Origin of the sequence: Streptomyces paromomycinus, assembly GCF_003865155.1 — a bacterium.
Taxonomy (GTDB): domain Bacteria; phylum Actinomycetota; class Actinomycetes; order Streptomycetales; family Streptomycetaceae; genus Streptomyces; species Streptomyces chrestomyceticus.
Genome location: NZ_BHZD01000001.1, coordinates 3974896 through 3989782, shown reverse-complemented (window position 1 = coordinate 3989782; position 14887 = coordinate 3974896). Strand labels below are relative to the sequence as shown.

The 14887-nt window shown below is 73.7% G+C and carries 11 protein-coding genes; 5 read left to right on the top strand and 6 right to left on the bottom strand.

Annotated elements, in window-relative coordinates; translation table 11 throughout:
- The first annotated feature begins 55 nt into the window (after positions 1-55).
- Positions 56-1186 (top strand): M64 family metallopeptidase, encoded by a 1131-nt coding sequence (locus OEIGOIKO_RS16435; RefSeq protein WP_125054701.1) that lies wholly within the window; start codon positions 56-58, stop codon positions 1184-1186.
- Here the strand turns inward: OEIGOIKO_RS16435 and OEIGOIKO_RS16430 are convergent.
- Complete coding sequence (locus OEIGOIKO_RS16430) at positions 1128-2237, bottom strand: hypothetical protein (RefSeq protein ID WP_125054700.1); 1110 nt, start codon at positions 2235-2237, stop codon at positions 1128-1130. The genes OEIGOIKO_RS16435 and OEIGOIKO_RS16430 overlap by 59 nt on opposite strands.
- 330 nt (positions 2238-2567) lie before the next feature.
- Between OEIGOIKO_RS16430 and OEIGOIKO_RS16425 the strand changes: the two genes are divergently transcribed.
- The 3 genes from OEIGOIKO_RS16425 (at position 2568) to OEIGOIKO_RS16415 (ending at position 7983) form a co-directional block, all read left to right on the top strand.
- Positions 2568-4214 (top strand): serine/threonine-protein kinase, encoded by a 1647-nt coding sequence (locus OEIGOIKO_RS16425; RefSeq protein WP_125054699.1) that lies wholly within the window; start codon positions 2568-2570, stop codon positions 4212-4214.
- Positions 4215-4425: 211 nt separating this feature from the next.
- Positions 4426-6090 (top strand): succinic semialdehyde dehydrogenase, encoded by a 1665-nt coding sequence (locus OEIGOIKO_RS16420; RefSeq protein ID WP_125054698.1) that lies wholly within the window; start codon positions 4426-4428, stop codon positions 6088-6090.
- Between the two features lie 54 nt (positions 6091-6144).
- Complete coding sequence (locus tag OEIGOIKO_RS16415; protein WP_125054697.1) at positions 6145-7983, top strand: GMC family oxidoreductase N-terminal domain-containing protein; 1839 nt, start codon at positions 6145-6147, stop codon at positions 7981-7983.
- A gap of 24 nt (positions 7984-8007) precedes the next feature.
- Here the strand turns inward: OEIGOIKO_RS16415 and OEIGOIKO_RS16410 are convergent, their stop codons facing one another.
- Both OEIGOIKO_RS16410 and OEIGOIKO_RS16400 read right to left on the bottom strand, forming a co-directional pair.
- Complete coding sequence (locus OEIGOIKO_RS16410) at positions 8008-9042, bottom strand: LPXTG cell wall anchor domain-containing protein (RefSeq protein ID WP_170251725.1); 1035 nt, start codon at positions 9040-9042, stop codon at positions 8008-8010.
- Positions 9043-9949: 907 nt separating this feature from the next.
- Positions 9950-10336, bottom strand: coding sequence for a chorismate mutase (locus tag OEIGOIKO_RS16400; protein WP_125054694.1), 387 nt, complete (start codon positions 10334-10336; stop codon positions 9950-9952).
- A gap of 275 nt (positions 10337-10611) precedes the next feature.
- On the opposite strand from OEIGOIKO_RS16400, the gene guaA reads away from it, so the two are divergent.
- Positions 10612-12198 carry a glutamine-hydrolyzing GMP synthase gene (gene guaA, locus OEIGOIKO_RS16395; RefSeq protein ID WP_125054693.1) on the top strand — a complete coding sequence of 529 codons (1587 nt, stop codon included), beginning with the start codon at positions 10612-10614 and terminating at the stop codon, positions 12196-12198.
- Between the two features lie 130 nt (positions 12199-12328).
- On the opposite strand, the gene OEIGOIKO_RS16390 is transcribed toward guaA, so the two are convergent.
- From OEIGOIKO_RS16390 to OEIGOIKO_RS16380, 3 genes are all read right to left on the bottom strand, one after another.
- Complete coding sequence (locus OEIGOIKO_RS16390; protein WP_461791928.1) at positions 12329-12865, bottom strand: TetR/AcrR family transcriptional regulator; 537 nt, start codon at positions 12863-12865, stop codon at positions 12329-12331.
- Between the two features lie 260 nt (positions 12866-13125).
- A complete protein-coding gene (locus OEIGOIKO_RS16385) occupies positions 13126-13923 on the bottom strand; it encodes a maleylpyruvate isomerase family mycothiol-dependent enzyme (RefSeq protein ID WP_125054691.1) in 798 nt (265 codons plus the stop codon).
- A 97-nt stretch (positions 13924-14020) separates the two neighbouring features.
- The gene (locus OEIGOIKO_RS16380) at positions 14021-14788 is read right to left on the bottom strand and encodes a DUF4232 domain-containing protein (RefSeq protein WP_125054690.1); all 768 of its coding nucleotides are present in this window, start codon (positions 14786-14788) and stop codon (positions 14021-14023) included.
- Between the last annotated feature and the right edge of the window lie 99 nt (positions 14789-14887).

The window sequence follows — 14887 nt, the reverse complement described above, 5'->3', positions numbered from 1 at the left end:
CCCTCGGAGCACGGCCCCCCGGGGCACGGCTCGGCATCGCTTCGGAGGCATCTTCGTGCACAGATCCCGGCGTACCCCCACACCGCCCGGCACCTCCATACGGACGCGCATACGGAGCCGGGCGGCCGCCCGCCGTACGGGCGTCCGCGTGGCCGCCGCCGCGGCCGGCCTCGCGCTCGTCGGCGGCATGGCGGCCACCGCCCCCGCCGCCTCGGCTTCCCCCGCCGCCGCTTCGGCACCCCCGCCCGCGGCCGCCCGCACCCAGCAGGTCGAGTACTTCACCCCGCAGGGACACCCCCGGCACACCACCGTCCCGGTCGCCACACCCAAGAGCCTGCTGAGCGCCCACCGTGCGCGCTCCGCCGCCGAGCTGGCCGCCGACGGCACCGTGACCTCGGTCATCCGCAACGGCCCCACCGACAAGAAGGTCGACGTCGTCATCATCGGTGACGGCTACACGCTCGCCCAGCAGAAGGACTTCCACGCCGACGCGAAGGCCAAGTGGGCGCAGGTCTCCGCCGTCGAGCCGTACGCCTCGAACCGCTCGCTGTTCAACGTCTGGACCGTGGACGCCGTCTCCAACCAGTCCGGCGTCTCCGGCGACCCGTCCAAGGGCGTGGTCAAGGACACCGCGCTGGACGCCCGCTTCTGGTGCGACGACATCGAGCGCCTGCTGTGCGTGGACACCGGCAAGGTCGAGTCGTACGCCTCCAAGGCCCCGGACGCCGACCTCGTGCTCGTCCTCGGCAACTCCGCCAAGTACGGCGGCGCGGGCTACAACGGCATCACCTCGTCCGTCGGCTACGACGGCATCGCCACCGCCTCCTCCGACCACCGCGACTCCGCGCAGGTGGCGGTCCACGAGACGGGCCACTCCCTCGGAAAGCTGGCCGACGAGTACGTGTACGACACCAACGGCACGTACAGCGGCCCGGAGCCGGCCGCGCCCAACGTCACCAAGATGAGCGTCGCGGAGATGAAGGCCAAGAAGGCCAAGTGGTACCGCTACCTCGGCCAGAATTCGCCGGACGGCGGCAAGGTCGGTGCCTTCGAGGGCGGCGGCTACTACCCGCGCGGCCTCAACCGGCCCACCGACAACTCGATCATGCGGACCCTGGGCCGGGAGTTCAACCTGCCCGGCCGTCAGGCGATGATCGACGGCTTCCACCGCCATACGGGCCGCTGAGCCGGGACTCGTACGCACCGTAGGCACTGAACGAGCGGCCGGTCGCCAGGACCACCACCGAGGTCGTGGCGGCCAGTTCGTACGCCGTGATCACCAGCGACGCCGTGCTCTCGCCCGTGACGAGCGGGCCGCCGAAGAACCCGGTGACGGTCAGCAGGACCACCGTCCGCACGGTCAGGTACAGCTCGACCGCGGCGAACACCAGGAGCGCGCCGCGCACGTCACGGTTGCTGCGGACGGCCAGCACACCGAGCACCAGCAGGACGGCGACCGACGAGAGCGTGGTGAACTCGCCGGACTGCGCGAGCTGGACGACGCCGCCGGTCGCGGAGCCGTCCACCGCCCGGCGCAGATAGGTGCCCAGGCCGATGTGCTCCTCGGCCGTGCCCCACGCCGTCCAGACGAGCCGGGTCGCGCCCATGACGAGGAAGAGCACCCCGCAGATACGGGAGAGCCGGCGCCGCCACCAGGAGTCGGCGTCCGCGCACGACCGTTTTGTCACCCGTGGCCGGGCGCTGCCCGCTCCGCCGTCCGCGGCGGACTCGGCCGCCCGTGGCCGTTCGGTGGCCCGGAGCAGCGAGACGATCACGATCAGGGCGGCCGGCAGCCCCAGGGCCCGCGTCGCCAGCACCCAGCCGCCGAGCGGTTCCACGGCGTACAACTGGCGGTACCCGGCGTGGCACAGGCCGACGATCTCGCGCGCGGACTGGGCGAGGATCACCCAGCCCAGCAGCAGAGCACCCGTACGCGCCACCCGCCGCAGGGCCAGCGCGCCCGTCGCGACCGCCAGCAGCGCGACGACCAGGGCCCATTCGCCGGGCCCGAGCGTCCACATGAAGAAGGAGGCGCGCGGGTTGAAGAGCCCCTCGAAGAAGTCCCAGACACTGCCGTCGCCCTGGACGATGCCGTACACCGTCCACGCGGTCAGCGCGCCGCCGTAGACCGCGAGGGCGGCCCCCGCGGTGCGGTACGCGCGCTCGTGCCCGGCCGCCGCCCGCCCGGGGTCGGCACCGGGCCGGACGTCCACCGCACCGCCGTCCTGCATCACCATGTCCGACCCCCGATCCGCCGCGCCGTGCTCAGAGCCCGGGTGCTGCCGACTGCCTGCTTGTCGCTGCCCTGTTGCCACTGCCGTGTGCTGCTGCCGCCTCACTGTGTCAAGGACGGCGGCAGAGGCGGCGGAGGTTCCCCCGCGTGTGTCGTGCGGCACTGCCGTACGCGGGGTCACCGCGCCCCGCCGCACACCGTCCGGCCAGGCTTCCCACTCCCTGCCCGCGGGCGCGCGCCGCAATCGTGCGCAACCGACCCGTGCGCCTCTCGTCCACCCCGTGTCACCGCGACATCCACCGTCGGCGCCCGGCCGTTGGGGCAAGATGACCCCATGGGGAGCTTGCGGGGCGAGGGCCGGCTCATCGCCGGCCGCTACCGCCTGGGCGAACGGCTCGGCCGCGGCGGCATGGGAACGGTCTGGCGCGCCACCGACGAGATGCTGCGCCGCCAGGTCGCGGTCAAGGAACTGCACCTGGACGACGGACCGGCCGGCGCGGACCCGGACGCGGGGCGGGCGCGCGCGATGCGCGAGGCCCGGTCCGTCGCGCGGATCAAGCACCCGAACGTGATCGTCGTGCACGACGTCGTCGAACAGGACGCGCGTCCCTGGATCGTCATGGAGCTGGTCGACGGCGCCTCCCTGGCCGACCGGCTGACCGGCGGCGGCCCGCTGGCGCCCCGCGAGGTGGCGCGCATCGGCCTGGCCCTGCTCGGCGCGCTGCGCGTGGCGCACGCGCGCGGCGTCCTGCACCGCGACATCAAGCCCGCCAACGTCCTGCTGGAGGAGGGCACCGGACGGGTGGTCCTCACCGACTTCGGCGTCGCCCAGCTCCCCGGCAGCCCGACGCTGACCGAGGCCGGCGGCTTCGTCGGCTCGCCCGAGTACACCGCGCCCGAGCGGATGGCCGGCCGGCACGCCGGACCGGCGGCGGACCTGTGGTCGGTCGGTGTGCTGCTGTGCGCGGCGCTCAGCGGGCGGTCGCCGTTCCACCGCGACTCGCTGGGCGGCGTGCTGAGCGCGGTCCAGCACGAGGAGATCGAACTGCCCGAACCGGCCCGCCCTCTCCTGGCCGTGGTCCGCGGCCTGCTGGAACGCGATCCGGAGCGGCGGCTGGACATCGCGGGCACGGAACGGCTGTTGCGCGGCTACCTCCAGTCGGGCCGCGCCCCCGAGACACCCCCGCCTCCGCCCGCAGCTCCCGAGCGCCCGGTGCCCGCGCCGGAGCCGGGCCGTACGCACGGGGTCCCGATACCGGACGCTCTGGCGGACCGCGCGCTGGCCGCCGCGGCCCGTCCGCACACCGGGCGCGCGCGCACCGTGTTCCTGGCGGGCCTGGCGGTGTGTGTGCTGGCGGGGGTGGGGGTGGGTCTCGCGGCGCTGTTCCTCCGGGACGGGGACGGGGGCGGCGTGGACGGCAAGGGTGGCGGGCATCGGGCCACGCAGTCGCCGTCGTCGCCACCACTGTCACTGTCACCGTCGCAGGAACGTTCGGGCACTCCTGGTACGGCCGCCACCACCCCACCCGGTTACGTCATGGTGCGCGACCCGCTCGGCTTCGCCCTCGCCGTCCCCGAAGGCTCCACCCGCTCGTACGAGAAACCCCGCGTCTTCTACTCCTCCGAGGGCAAGCGCTACCGGCTCGGTATCCGCCTCCGGGAACCGACCCCCACCGGGCCGCTCGACACCCTGCGCCGCGCGCACGCGCAAGGCCCGGACCAGTACCCCGGCTACCGCGACGGCACGGTCACGCGCGCCACGCACCGCGGCCTGCCCGCCGCCCGGTGGGAGTTCACCTGGGACGGCGGACCGGAGGACGGCGGCCCCCGGCACACCTTCGACCTCCTCTGGGAGGAGGGCGGACGGACGTACGACGTATGGGTCTCGGCCCCGCTCGCCGAACGCGACCGGGCGAAACGGCACTTCACGGTCGCCCTGCGCACGTTTCACCCGGTGGGCGCCGGTTCCCCGGCACGGTGACGGCCGACCCGGCCTCCGCCGTACCGTCCGCCACTCCGCCCGGGGGACCGCCCGCGTATCGCCCGCGGACCGCCCCCGCTCCGCCCCGCACCCGTAAGCCCCCAGCACAGCGCCCTTGTGGCCAGTGAACGCTGGCGCGATTGTGCGCACCGCGTGAAAACTCATTACCGGTGGGTACCCAAAGCGTCCGGCGCGTCATACGCTCGCCCGCATGACGGACTCGCAGGACACCGGAACCCGCACCTCCGCACCCGCCGGCGCCGCGCCCGCCGCCGACCGGGACGCCCCCGCCGGCGGCAACCCCGTCGCCCGCGCCGCCGCCGGCACCCGTACCGCCGCCGACGTGGTCACCCCGCACCTGGTCACCCGTCTCACCCGCGGCGTGACCGGCAGCGGCCGGACCGCCGGCCACACGCCGTTCACCGGCGAGAAGCTGGCGGACCTGCCCGAGTCCACGCCCGAGGACGTCGCCACCGCCTTCGAACGGGCCCGCACCGCCCAGCGCGCCTGGGCCGAGGTCCCGGTACGCCGGCGCGCCGCCGTCCTGCTGCGCTTCCACGACCTGGTACTGCGCCGCCAGGCCGAGGTGCTGGACCTGATCCAACTGGAGACCGGCAAGGCCCGGCTGCATGCCCACGAGGAGATCCAGGCCGTCGCCGTCGCGGCCCGCCACTACGGGCGCAAGGCACCCGCGTACCTGCGCCCCCGGAGCCACACCGGTGTCGTGCCGACCCTCACCAAGGTCACCGAACTGCGGCAGCCGCGCGGCGTCGTGGGGCAGATCGCGCCCTGGAACTACCCCTTCGAGCTGTCCGTCGGCGACGCGCTGCCCGCCTTCGCCGCCGGCAACGCCGTCGTCATGAAGCCCGACACGGAGACCGCGCTGACCGCCCTGTGGGCCCGTGAGCAGCTCATCGAGGCCGGGCTGCCCCCGGAGGTCTGGCAGGTCGTGCTCGGTGACGGTCCGGTCGTCGGCCCCGAGGTCGTCAAGCACGCCGACTACGTCTCCTTCACCGGCTCCACCCGCACCGGCCGCGAGGTCGCCCAGGGCGCCGCCGCCCGCCTGGTCGGCGTCTCCCTCGAACTCGGCGGCAAGAACGCCATGCTGGTGCTGGACGACGCCGACGTGGACAAGGCCGCGGCGGGCGCCGTGCGCGGCTGCTTCTCGTCCGCGGGCCAGCTCTGCATCTCCATAGAACGGCTGTACGTCCACGCGTCCATAGCCGACGCCTTCCTGGAGCGCTTCGCCGCCCGGACGAAGGCGATGCGGCTGGGCAACGCCCTCGCCTACGGCGCCGACATGGGCTCACTGGTCGGCGAACGCCAGCTGGAGACGGTCACCCGGCACGTGGACGAGGCCGTCGCCAAGGGCGCCACCCTGGTCGCCGGCGGCCGCGCCCGCCCGGACATCGGCCCGCTGTTCTACGAGCCCACCATCCTCGACGGTGTCGAGCCCCCGATGGCCGTGTGCGAGGAGGAGACCTTCGGCCCGGTCGTCTCGGTCTACCGGTTCCACGACGTGGACGAGGCGGTGGCCCGCGCCAACGCCACCCCGTACGGCCTGAACTCCAGCGTCTGGACCCGGGACGGCCGCCGCGGCCGCGCCGTCGCCGCCCGCCTGCGCACCGGCACCGTCAACGTCAACGAGGCGTACGCCGCCGGCTACGGCAGCGTCCAGTCCCCGATGGGCGGCATGGGCGACTCCGGCCTCGGCCGCCGGCACGGCTCCGAGGGCATCCTGAAGTACACCGAGGCGCAGACCGTCGCCCACCAGCGCCTGCTGCCGCTCGCCCCGTCGTTCGGCATGGACGACGAGAAGTACGCGGCGTTCATGACCCGCAGCCTGCGCGCGATGAAGGCGCTCCGCCTGCGCTGAGAACGCCTCCGCGACACGGGCCCGCGGGCCCGCCCGAGAAGCAAGGGAGTGCCAGTGCCCCAGGACCACCCTGCCCAGAAACAGCGCGACACCTCCGACGACGGCTACGACTACGACGTCCTCGTCATCGGCTCGGGCTTCGGCGGCTCCGTCTCCGCGCTCCGCCTGACCGAGAAGGGCTACCGCGTCGGCGTCCTGGAGGCCGGGCGCCGCTTCACCCGCGCCACGCTGCCCAAGAACTCCTGGGACCTGAAGAACTACCTGTGGGCGCCCGCCCTCGGCTGCTACGGCATCCAGCGCGTGCACCTGCTCGGCAACGTCATGGTCCTGGCGGGCGCCGGGGTCGGCGGCGGCTCGCTGAACTACGCCAACACCCTCTACGTACCGCCGAAACAGTTCTTCGACGACCAGCAGTGGGGGCACATCACCGACTGGCAGGACGAGCTGAAGCCGTACTACGACCAGGCACAGCGGATGCTCGGCGTCCGCCTCAACCCGACCATGACCCCCTCGGACGTCCACCTGAAGGCCGCCGCCGAGAAGATGGGCGTCGGCGACTCCTTCCACATGGCGCCGGTCGGCGTCTTCTTCGGCGACGGCAAGGACACCGACGGCACGGTGAAGGCCGCCCCCGGCACCGAGGTCCCCGATCCGTACTTCGGCGGCGCGGGCCCGGCGCGCACCGCGTGCACCGAATGCGGGGAGTGCATGACCGGCTGCCGGCACGGCGCCAAGAACACCCTCAACGAGAACTACCTCCACCTCGCCGAGAAGGCCGGCGCCGTCATCCACCCCATGACCTCCGTGGTCACCGTCACCGAGGACTCGCGCGGCGGCTACGCCGTCGGCACGCTGCCCACCGACGACAAGCGCAAGGGCGAGGGCCGCACGTTCACCGCCCGCCGGGTGGTCGTCGCGGCGGGCACGTACGGCACACAGACGCTCCTGCACCGGATGAAGGACAGCGGCCTGCTGCCCCGGATCTCCGGCCGGCTCGGCGAGCTGACCCGCACCAACTCCGAGGCCCTGGTCGGCGCGCAGACCGACGACCGCCGCTACCGCAAGGCGCACGGCGGACCGAAGGCCGACTTCACCCGAGGTGTCGCGATCACCTCGTCCATCCACCCGAACGACAGCACCCACATCGAGCCGGTCCGCTACGGCAAGGGCTCCAACGCGATGGGCAGCCTGTCCGTCCTCCAGGTGCCGATCGCCACCCGCGCGCCCCGCGCCCTGGCCTGGGCGGCCAACTGCGTACGCCACCCGCTCCTGCTGCTGCGCTCGCTGTCCAACCGCCGGTGGTCCGAGCGGACCATCATCGGCCTGGTCATGCAGTCCCTGGACAACTCCCTGACCACGTACCGCAAGCCGGGCGGCCTCGGCAAAGGGCTGCTCACCGCCCGCCAGGGCCACGGCGCGCCCAACCCGCAGCAGATCCCCGAGGCCACCGCGGCGGCCACCCTGCTCGCCCAGGAGATCAACGGCTTCGCGGGCAGCAACGTCGGCGAACTGATGGGCACCCCGCTGACCGCGCACTTCCTGGGCGGCTGCCCGATCGGCGAGGACGCGGACCATGGTGTGATCGACCCGTACCACCGGCTGTACGGGTACCCCGGCATCTCGGTGGTCGACGGCTCGGCGGTCTCCGCCAACCTCGGCGTCAACCCGTCGCTGACCATCACCGCACAGGCCGAACGCGCCATGTCCTTCTGGCCGAACAAGGGCGAGACGGACCCCCGCCCCGCGCCGGGCCGCGCCTATCAGCGGCTGTCCGCGGTGGCGCCGCACCGCCCGGCCGTGCCGGAGAAGGCGTTCGCCGCGCTGCGGCTGCCGCTGCTGCCCGTCCCGGCGGTCCCGCCGAAGCCGCAGGTCACGGCCCCGGCGGAAAGCTGACCCGCGCTCCGCGCCGTCCCCGGCTCAGGCCGCGTCGGCGCCCCTGCGGCGGCGTACGGCGAACACCGCACCGCCGCCGAGGGTGACCGCCGCCGCGCCCGACAGGGCGAGGGCCGGGAGCCCGGAGGACGCGCCGGTCTCGGCCAGCCTGCCGGTGACCGGCGGCTGGGCCTGCTGCCTCGAACCGCCGTGCGGGGTCGGGTGGTTGGGGCGCGTGCCGGGGTGTCCCTGGGCGTCCGGTACGTGGGGCGGCCGGGTGCTGCCGGCGGGCAGGACGTCGAAGGGGTAGTCCGCGGCGTCCGAGACGCCGCAGCTCAGGTCCGCGTTCAGGTACCAGCCGACGCTGACCGCGCCGCCGTGACTTGCGGGCGTCTTCGCGTCGGCCCGCAGCCGCAGCTTGGCCTCCGCGTACTCCCCGGCGCGCAGGCCGTCGGCACCGGCGACCGAGGCGAAGTAGCCGTCGCCTTCCTCGGAACCCGCGACCGGCTTCCACCGGCCCGTCGCCGCGTCGAACCATTCGAGCGTCAAGTGTCCGGACACGTCGTCGGAGGTCTTGTTGTCCACGGCGAAGACCTGCGCGAACGCCTGTACGGACAGGATGTGCCCGGTGGAGATGTTGGTGGCGCGGTAGGTGAAGTCCACCCACCCGGCCCCCGCGACGATCTTGCTGGGCAGGCCGCGGAGTTCGGCCTTGACCGACCGCTCGCTGGACCAGTCCTTGCACTCCGGGGTCTCGGAGGGGGTGACGCTCGGCGGGCTCGGCTCCGCGTCCTTGCCGGGGACCGCCCTCTTGGGCGGAGCCGGCGCGGCGGTCTTCGTCCCGTCCCCGCTCTGCGGCGGCTTGCCGCTCTCGCCGGGCACGGGGGAGCCGGAGGTCCCGGACGCGCTCGGCGTCGGCGTCGCGGTCGGTGTGGCGGTGGCGGTGGCGGTGGTGGACGCGGTGGCCGTCGGGGCCTGCTCGGGCGTCTCGGTGGCGTACGCGGCGGGGGCCGCCAGCAGGGCGGCAGGGGTTATGGCGGCCGTCGCGGCGACGGCGGCCAGGGCGCGGCGGAGCTGCATCGTGAAGACCTCTCGGAGCCGAAGTGCCGTGAGCACGGCACCGGTTCGGGACGGGCCGTCGCGGTGGGGCGCGGGATGGCCGGGCGATTGCAGATACTGACCGGCCATGAGCGGAAAAGGTTGCACGGCCCGGTTCGAGCGCCGGAAGTGCCGCCGGAGCCAGTCCGTAGCGTCGATACGTGCCCGTAGCGCCGGTACATGCCCGTAGCGTCGATACGTGCCCGTAGCGCCGGTACGCGCCCGTAGCGTCGATACGTGACCGGCTCCCGTACCCCGCCATAGCGAAGGGCCCCGGGACGCCGCCCGCGAGGGGGGTGCGGACGGCAGCGGGGCCCTTGGCTTTCGGCGCCGGCGTCAGGGCAGCGACGGCGCCGAGGGGGCGGCGCCGGGGGGGGGGATGGCGCCGCTGGCTCTCAAGTTGTCCGGGGGTGGGCACCCCCGCGATCGCGGCCTTCGGCCGCCTGCCGGCGCCGGTGGCTCCGGCGTCCGTACGCCGTGCGGCGGTCCGGACCGCCGACGGTTGCCGTCCCCCGCTCGGGGCACGGCGTGCCGCTTTCACGGCCAAGTTTCGGGCACGGTGTGCCGCTCTCCTGCATCGTGCTGGACGCGCCTCACCCGGCGCAACCGTTTCGACCGGATGCGGTCGGTCCCGGGCGTCCCCAGGACCGACCGCCCCATCGGATGTGACCGGGCTGCTGTCCCCTGCTGACCGGTCACAGCACCGCAGCGAGGTCCCACGACGCGGACCGCTCCAAGTCGGTCGGCGTCTCATCGCTCCGGCGGATCCGCCCACGGGCGGCGTCTACGCGTAGTCCTGCAGACCGCACCTGGCTGGCGTGGCATCCGGAACAACGAAGTTCGGCGGGGGCCGGTCACGGCGCCGTACGGGTGAGTCACCGCCCGCGGGTCAGATCCGGCCCCGGCACAGCTCCAGCAGCGTCATCGCGAGGGCGGTGCCGGGCCGGCCGAGCTGCCCCCGGTAGTGCTCCAGCACCTCCATCTCGCGCGACAGGTTCACCCGGCGCCCGCCGGAGCCGATGCGCTCACGCTGGATCACGGCCGAGACGGCCATGCGTTCCTGCACCAGGCCGATGATCCGGCCGTCGAGATCGTCGATCCGCGCGCGGGCGTCCGTGATCACCCCGGCCGCCGCCTCGGTGCGGGCGCCGGTGTCGGGCTGCACCGCGGCCCTGCGCGTGGCCCTGCGCGTGGCCGTGCCCGTGGTCCCGGCCTCGGGAAGCGCTGCCGGGTCCGTGACCGCCTGGATCGCCTGGATCGCCTGGGTACCGCTCATGTCCGTCACTCCTACGGATCAGGACCCCGCAGCCGCCCTCAGCACCGTCTGCGGCCCGCCGCCACCCGCAGAAAAACCGAGCGCCCCGGGCCTGTACCGGCCCGGGGCGCCTGGGAAGTCGCTCGTCAGTTGATCAAGCAGCACGACCATGGCAGCCGGACGGGCCGGTGCCATAGGTAAAGACGAAGGTCAGCTGCTTGTACATGGCGTTCAGTATGAGCCCGTTAGAATCGAAAGTCCAACCCCTGCACCACCACCGCCGGAAGGCCGCCGAAGTGCCATCAGCGTCACCTGCTGCCGCCCCCGACGTCGTCCTGGTAGTCGACTTCGGCGCGCAGTACGCCCAGCTCATCGCCCGCCGCGTACGCGAGGCCCGGGTCTACAGCGAGATCGTCCCGTCCACCATGCCGGTGGCCGAGATGCTCGCCAAGAACCCCAAGGCGATCATCCTCTCCGGCGGCCCGTCGTCGGTCTACGCCGAGGACGCGCCCAGCCTGGACCGTTCCCTGTTCGAGGCCGGGGTCCCGGTCTTCGGCATGTGCTACGGCTTCCAGCTCATGGCCACCACCCTCGGCGGCACGGTCGACAACACCGGCGCCCGTGAGTACGGCCGTACCGACCTGCACGTCTCCAAGAACGCCTCGACCCTCTTCGAGGGCACCCCGGCCGAGCAGCCGGTGTGGATGTCGCACGGCGACGCCTGCTCCGCCGCTCCCGAGGGCTTCACCGTCACCGCGTCCACCGACATGGTCCCGGTCGCCGCCTTCGAGAACGACGAGAAGAAGCTGTACGGCGTGCAGTACCACCCCGAGGTGATGCACTCCACGCACGGCCAGCAGGTCCTGGAGCACTTCCTCTACCGGGGAGCGGGCATCGAGCCGGTGTGGACCACCACCAACGTCGTCGACGAGCAGGTCGCCGCGATCCGTGAGCAGGTCGGCAGCGCGCGGGCGATCTGCGGCCTGTCCGGCGGCGTGGACTCCGCGGTGGCCGCCGCCCTCGTCCAGAAGGCCATCGGCGACCAGCTGACCTGCGTCTACGTCGACCACGGCCTGATGCGCAAGGGCGAGACCGAGCAGGTCGAGAAGGACTTCGTGGCCGCCACCGGCGTCCAGCTGAAGGTCGTCGACGCCTCCGAGCGCTTCCTGAAGGCGCTGGCCGGCGTCTCCGACCCGGAGCAGAAGCGGAAGATCATCGGCCGCGAGTTCATCCGGGTCTTCGAGCAGGCCCAGGCGGAGATCGTCGCCGAGTCCGGCGCGGCCGGCGAGCCCGTGAAGTTCCTGGTCCAGGGCACGCTCTACCCGGACATCGTGGAGTCCGGCGGCGGCACCGGCACCGCGAACATCAAGTCCCACCACAACGTCGGCGGCCTCCCCGAGGACCTGGAGTTCGAGCTCATCGAGCCGCTCCGCCAGCTCTTCAAGGACGAGGTCCGCGCGGTCGGCGCCGAGCTGGGCCTGCCGGACGAGATCGTCCAGCGCCAGCCGTTCCCCGGCCCCGGCCTGGGCATCCGCATCGTCGGCGAGGTCACCGAGGAGCGCCTCGACCTCCTCCGCGAGGCCGACGCGATCGCCCGCGAGGAGCTGACCGCGGCCGGCCTGGACCGCGAGATCTGGCAGTGCCCGGTGGTGCTGCTCGCGGACGTCCGCTCCGTCGGCGTCCAGGGCGACGGCCGCTCCTACGGCCACCCGATCGTGCTGCGCCCGGTCTCCTCCGAGGACGCGATGACCGCGGACTGGACCCGTATGCCGTACGACGTCCTGGCCCGCATCTCCACCCGCATCACCAACGAGGTCTCCGACGTCAACCGCGTCGTCCTCGACGTGACCAGCAAGCCCCCGGGCACCATCGAGTGGGAGTGACCCCCTCGTAGGTCCCCCGCACCAGGTCAACGCCGCAGCCGCCGCTCATCAGTTCGAGCGGCGGCTGCGGCGTTGTCGGTGGGTACGAGATGGGGGGCGCCAAGCCGGAGTCCGCGTAGGGCTCGTCCGCTCAGGCCGGGCCCGGCGTGCGCGCGCCGTAGCGGAGGCCGTCGACAAGGAGGGTGACCATCTGCTGGGCGGGGGCGTTGTCGTCCTCGGCGGCTGGCAGGGTCAGGTTGGCCACGGCGCGCAGCAGGTCTTCGGGGTCCAGGTCCAGGTCGGAGCGGATGTGCCCGGCGCTCGCCGCGGTGTCGAGGAGAGCGCTGAGGACGGGCACGAAGCGCTGCTGGAAGTAGCCGGGCAGGCTGTCGAAGGCCGGGTCTCCCGAGTGGAGCGCGGAGCTGAGGCCGCGCTTCGTGGCGATGAAGCCCGCGAAGCGCTGGAGCCAGCGGGCGAGCGCGTCGACAGGTGCGTACGCGGCCATGAGGGCGGGGGCCGCGTCGGCGCAGGCGTCGACCTCGTGCCGGAAGACCGCCGCGACCAGGTCGGCGCGCTGCGGGAAGTGGCGGTAGAGGGTGCCGGCGCCCACGCCTGCCTTGGCGGTGATCTGGCGTACGGGGGCGTCGACTCCGGAGGCGGCGAAGACTTCGGCGGCGGCGGTGAGCAGGGCGTCGGTACTGCGCTGCGCGTCGGCGCGTACGCGCTTGGCGGGGCGTGCGGCCTGGGTGTCCGCGTCGGCGGGGCATGTAGCGGCTGTGGGGTCCGCGTCGGCCGGGCCCGTGGCGGCCGTGGGGTCCGCGCCGGTCTTCCGCTGCGTGCCCTCGCTCAAGACCCCGCCCCTCCGCTGCCGTGGAACGCCGTTCCGTTTACGTCGGCGTCAGCGTAACGCGCGCCGTCCGGCAGCGGTCACGGGCGGCCCCGCTCACCTCACTGGAGCCAGAACCGCGTCCGCTCCAGCCACACCTCCAGCAGCCCCCGGTCGCCGACGGTCTCCACACCCCCGGCGACGGCGGGCCGCCCGTAGAGGAAGAGCACCAGGTCGGTGACGGTGCCGCGGACGGCGACCGCGGCCTTCTCGTGGGTGGGGCGCCAGACGGGGGCCGCGCCGGTGAGGTCGACGAACCACTCCGCCTCGGTGTCCGTGGCGTGGAAGTGCAGCGTACGGCCGGGCCCGAGCAGGACGGGCGCGCCGGGCTGCTCCTCGGCGATCTCCTCGACGGCGTGGAACCCCATCCATTCGTCGAGGGCGTCGCGCGCCACGTCCGCGTCGAGGACGTACTCCCGGCCGGCGGCGAGGGTGGCGTCGGCCCGGTGGAGGGCCGTCTCGTGGGTCATCCGGCGGGCCCAGAAGACGGGAGTCCCGCCGGGCGCCACGGTCCACACCGGCACGTCGGGCCCGGCGGCCCGCAGCGTGTCCGACAGCCGGGCGGCGCCCTCGGCGAGCAGGGCGCCCAGCTCGGCCGGGTCCTCGTCGGCGAGCTTCGGTGTCTCGTTGACCAGTTCGTCGGAGACGGGCTCCGTCGCCCGGGTGCCGACGATCGTCTCGACCCAGCGGTGGGCACCGTTGACGTGGCGGATGAGCTGGCCGAGGTTCCAGCCGGGGCAGGTCGGCACGGCGGCCGCCGGGTCGGTGTTCTTGACGGTGGACCGCAGTTGGTCGGCCTGGTGGACGATCTCGGCGCAGTAGCGGTCGTAGCTCAGGGGAGTACCGGTCGTGGCAGCCATGGGGGCACGGTAGTGGCCCTGCCCGCCGCTTCCGTAGCGAATTTCCGCGGCGTATTTCCGTGGCGGCGGGGAGGGCGGCGCGGCGGTACGGCCGGGGTCAGCCGATGGGGTTGACGAAGGTGGCGGGGTGGGTGGCGCCGCGCTGGTCGACGAGGGGGCCCCAGGGCCACTTGAGGGTCAGGGAGGTGGTCTCGTTCGGCGGGGTGACGGTGACGGTTCGGGGCAGCCAGGAGTCTTCGGCGTTCTCCTTGGCCAGGCCGAGGTTGAGGGTGAAGTCGGTGCTCTCGCCGGGGGCGAGGGTCAGGGAGCCGTGCTTGGCGCTGGAGCGGGCCAGGGACCAGCCGGGGCCGCCGGCGTCGGGCTTGAGGTCGATGCCGGCGAAGCCGCCGATCTTGCAGCTGCGGCTGCCCTTGTTGGTGAGCACGATGCTGGTGGTGGTGCCGCCGTCGGCGTCCGGGTCGGGGACCGCGTCCTCGCCGGTGGCGAAGACCGCCGTCAGGCTGGAGGTGTGGCAGCGCTGAACGCCGGCGGCGGCCTTGCCGCCGCCGGTGGCGTGCGAGCCGCCCGCCCGCTTGCCCCCGCCCCCGCCACCCGGCTTGGTGCCGGCCTTCGCCTCGGCACCACCCTGCGCGCTGCTGGAAGAATTCGCGGAGCCAGCCCCGTCGGCACCCGCGCCGCCCGCGTCCGCGCCGCCGGCGTTCGCGGCGGCCGCGTCCGGGTCCAGGTGCGCCGCGGCCTTGGCGCCGGTGCCCGCGTCCGAGCCGGAGCAGGCGGTCAGCGTCAGGCCGGCGACCGCGGTCAGGGCCGCGGCGGCGACGCGCAGAGTGCGGCGGCGGACGGTACGGGCGGTGGTCTCGGCGGTCATTGCGGGCCCCCCGGGGCGGTCGGTCTTCCGTGGTCTCTCGGTACGTCACCCACTCTGTCCGGCCCCCTTGGCGCAAGGCTGCCGCACCGCTAACACCCG

Coding starts and splice junctions, on each gene's coding strand:
- OEIGOIKO_RS16425 (WP_125054699.1), top strand. CDS start 2,568: ATGGGGAGCTTGCGGGGCGAGGGCCGGCTCATCGCCGGCCGCTACCGC.
- OEIGOIKO_RS16420 (WP_125054698.1), top strand. CDS start 4,426: ATGACGGACTCGCAGGACACCGGAACCCGCACCTCCGCACCCGCCGGC.
- OEIGOIKO_RS16385 (WP_125054691.1), bottom strand. CDS start 13,923: ATGGCTGCCACGACCGGTACTCCCCTGAGCTACGACCGCTACTGCGCC.
- OEIGOIKO_RS16400 (WP_125054694.1), bottom strand. CDS start 10,336: ATGAGCGGTACCCAGGCGATCCAGGCGATCCAGGCGGTCACGGACCCG.
- OEIGOIKO_RS16430 (WP_125054700.1), bottom strand. CDS start 2,237: ATGGTGATGCAGGACGGCGGTGCGGTGGACGTCCGGCCCGGTGCCGAC.
- OEIGOIKO_RS16410 (WP_170251725.1), bottom strand. CDS start 9,042: ATGCAGCTCCGCCGCGCCCTGGCCGCCGTCGCCGCGACGGCCGCCATA.
- OEIGOIKO_RS16380 (WP_125054690.1), bottom strand. CDS start 14,788: ATGACCGCCGAGACCACCGCCCGTACCGTCCGCCGCCGCACTCTGCGC.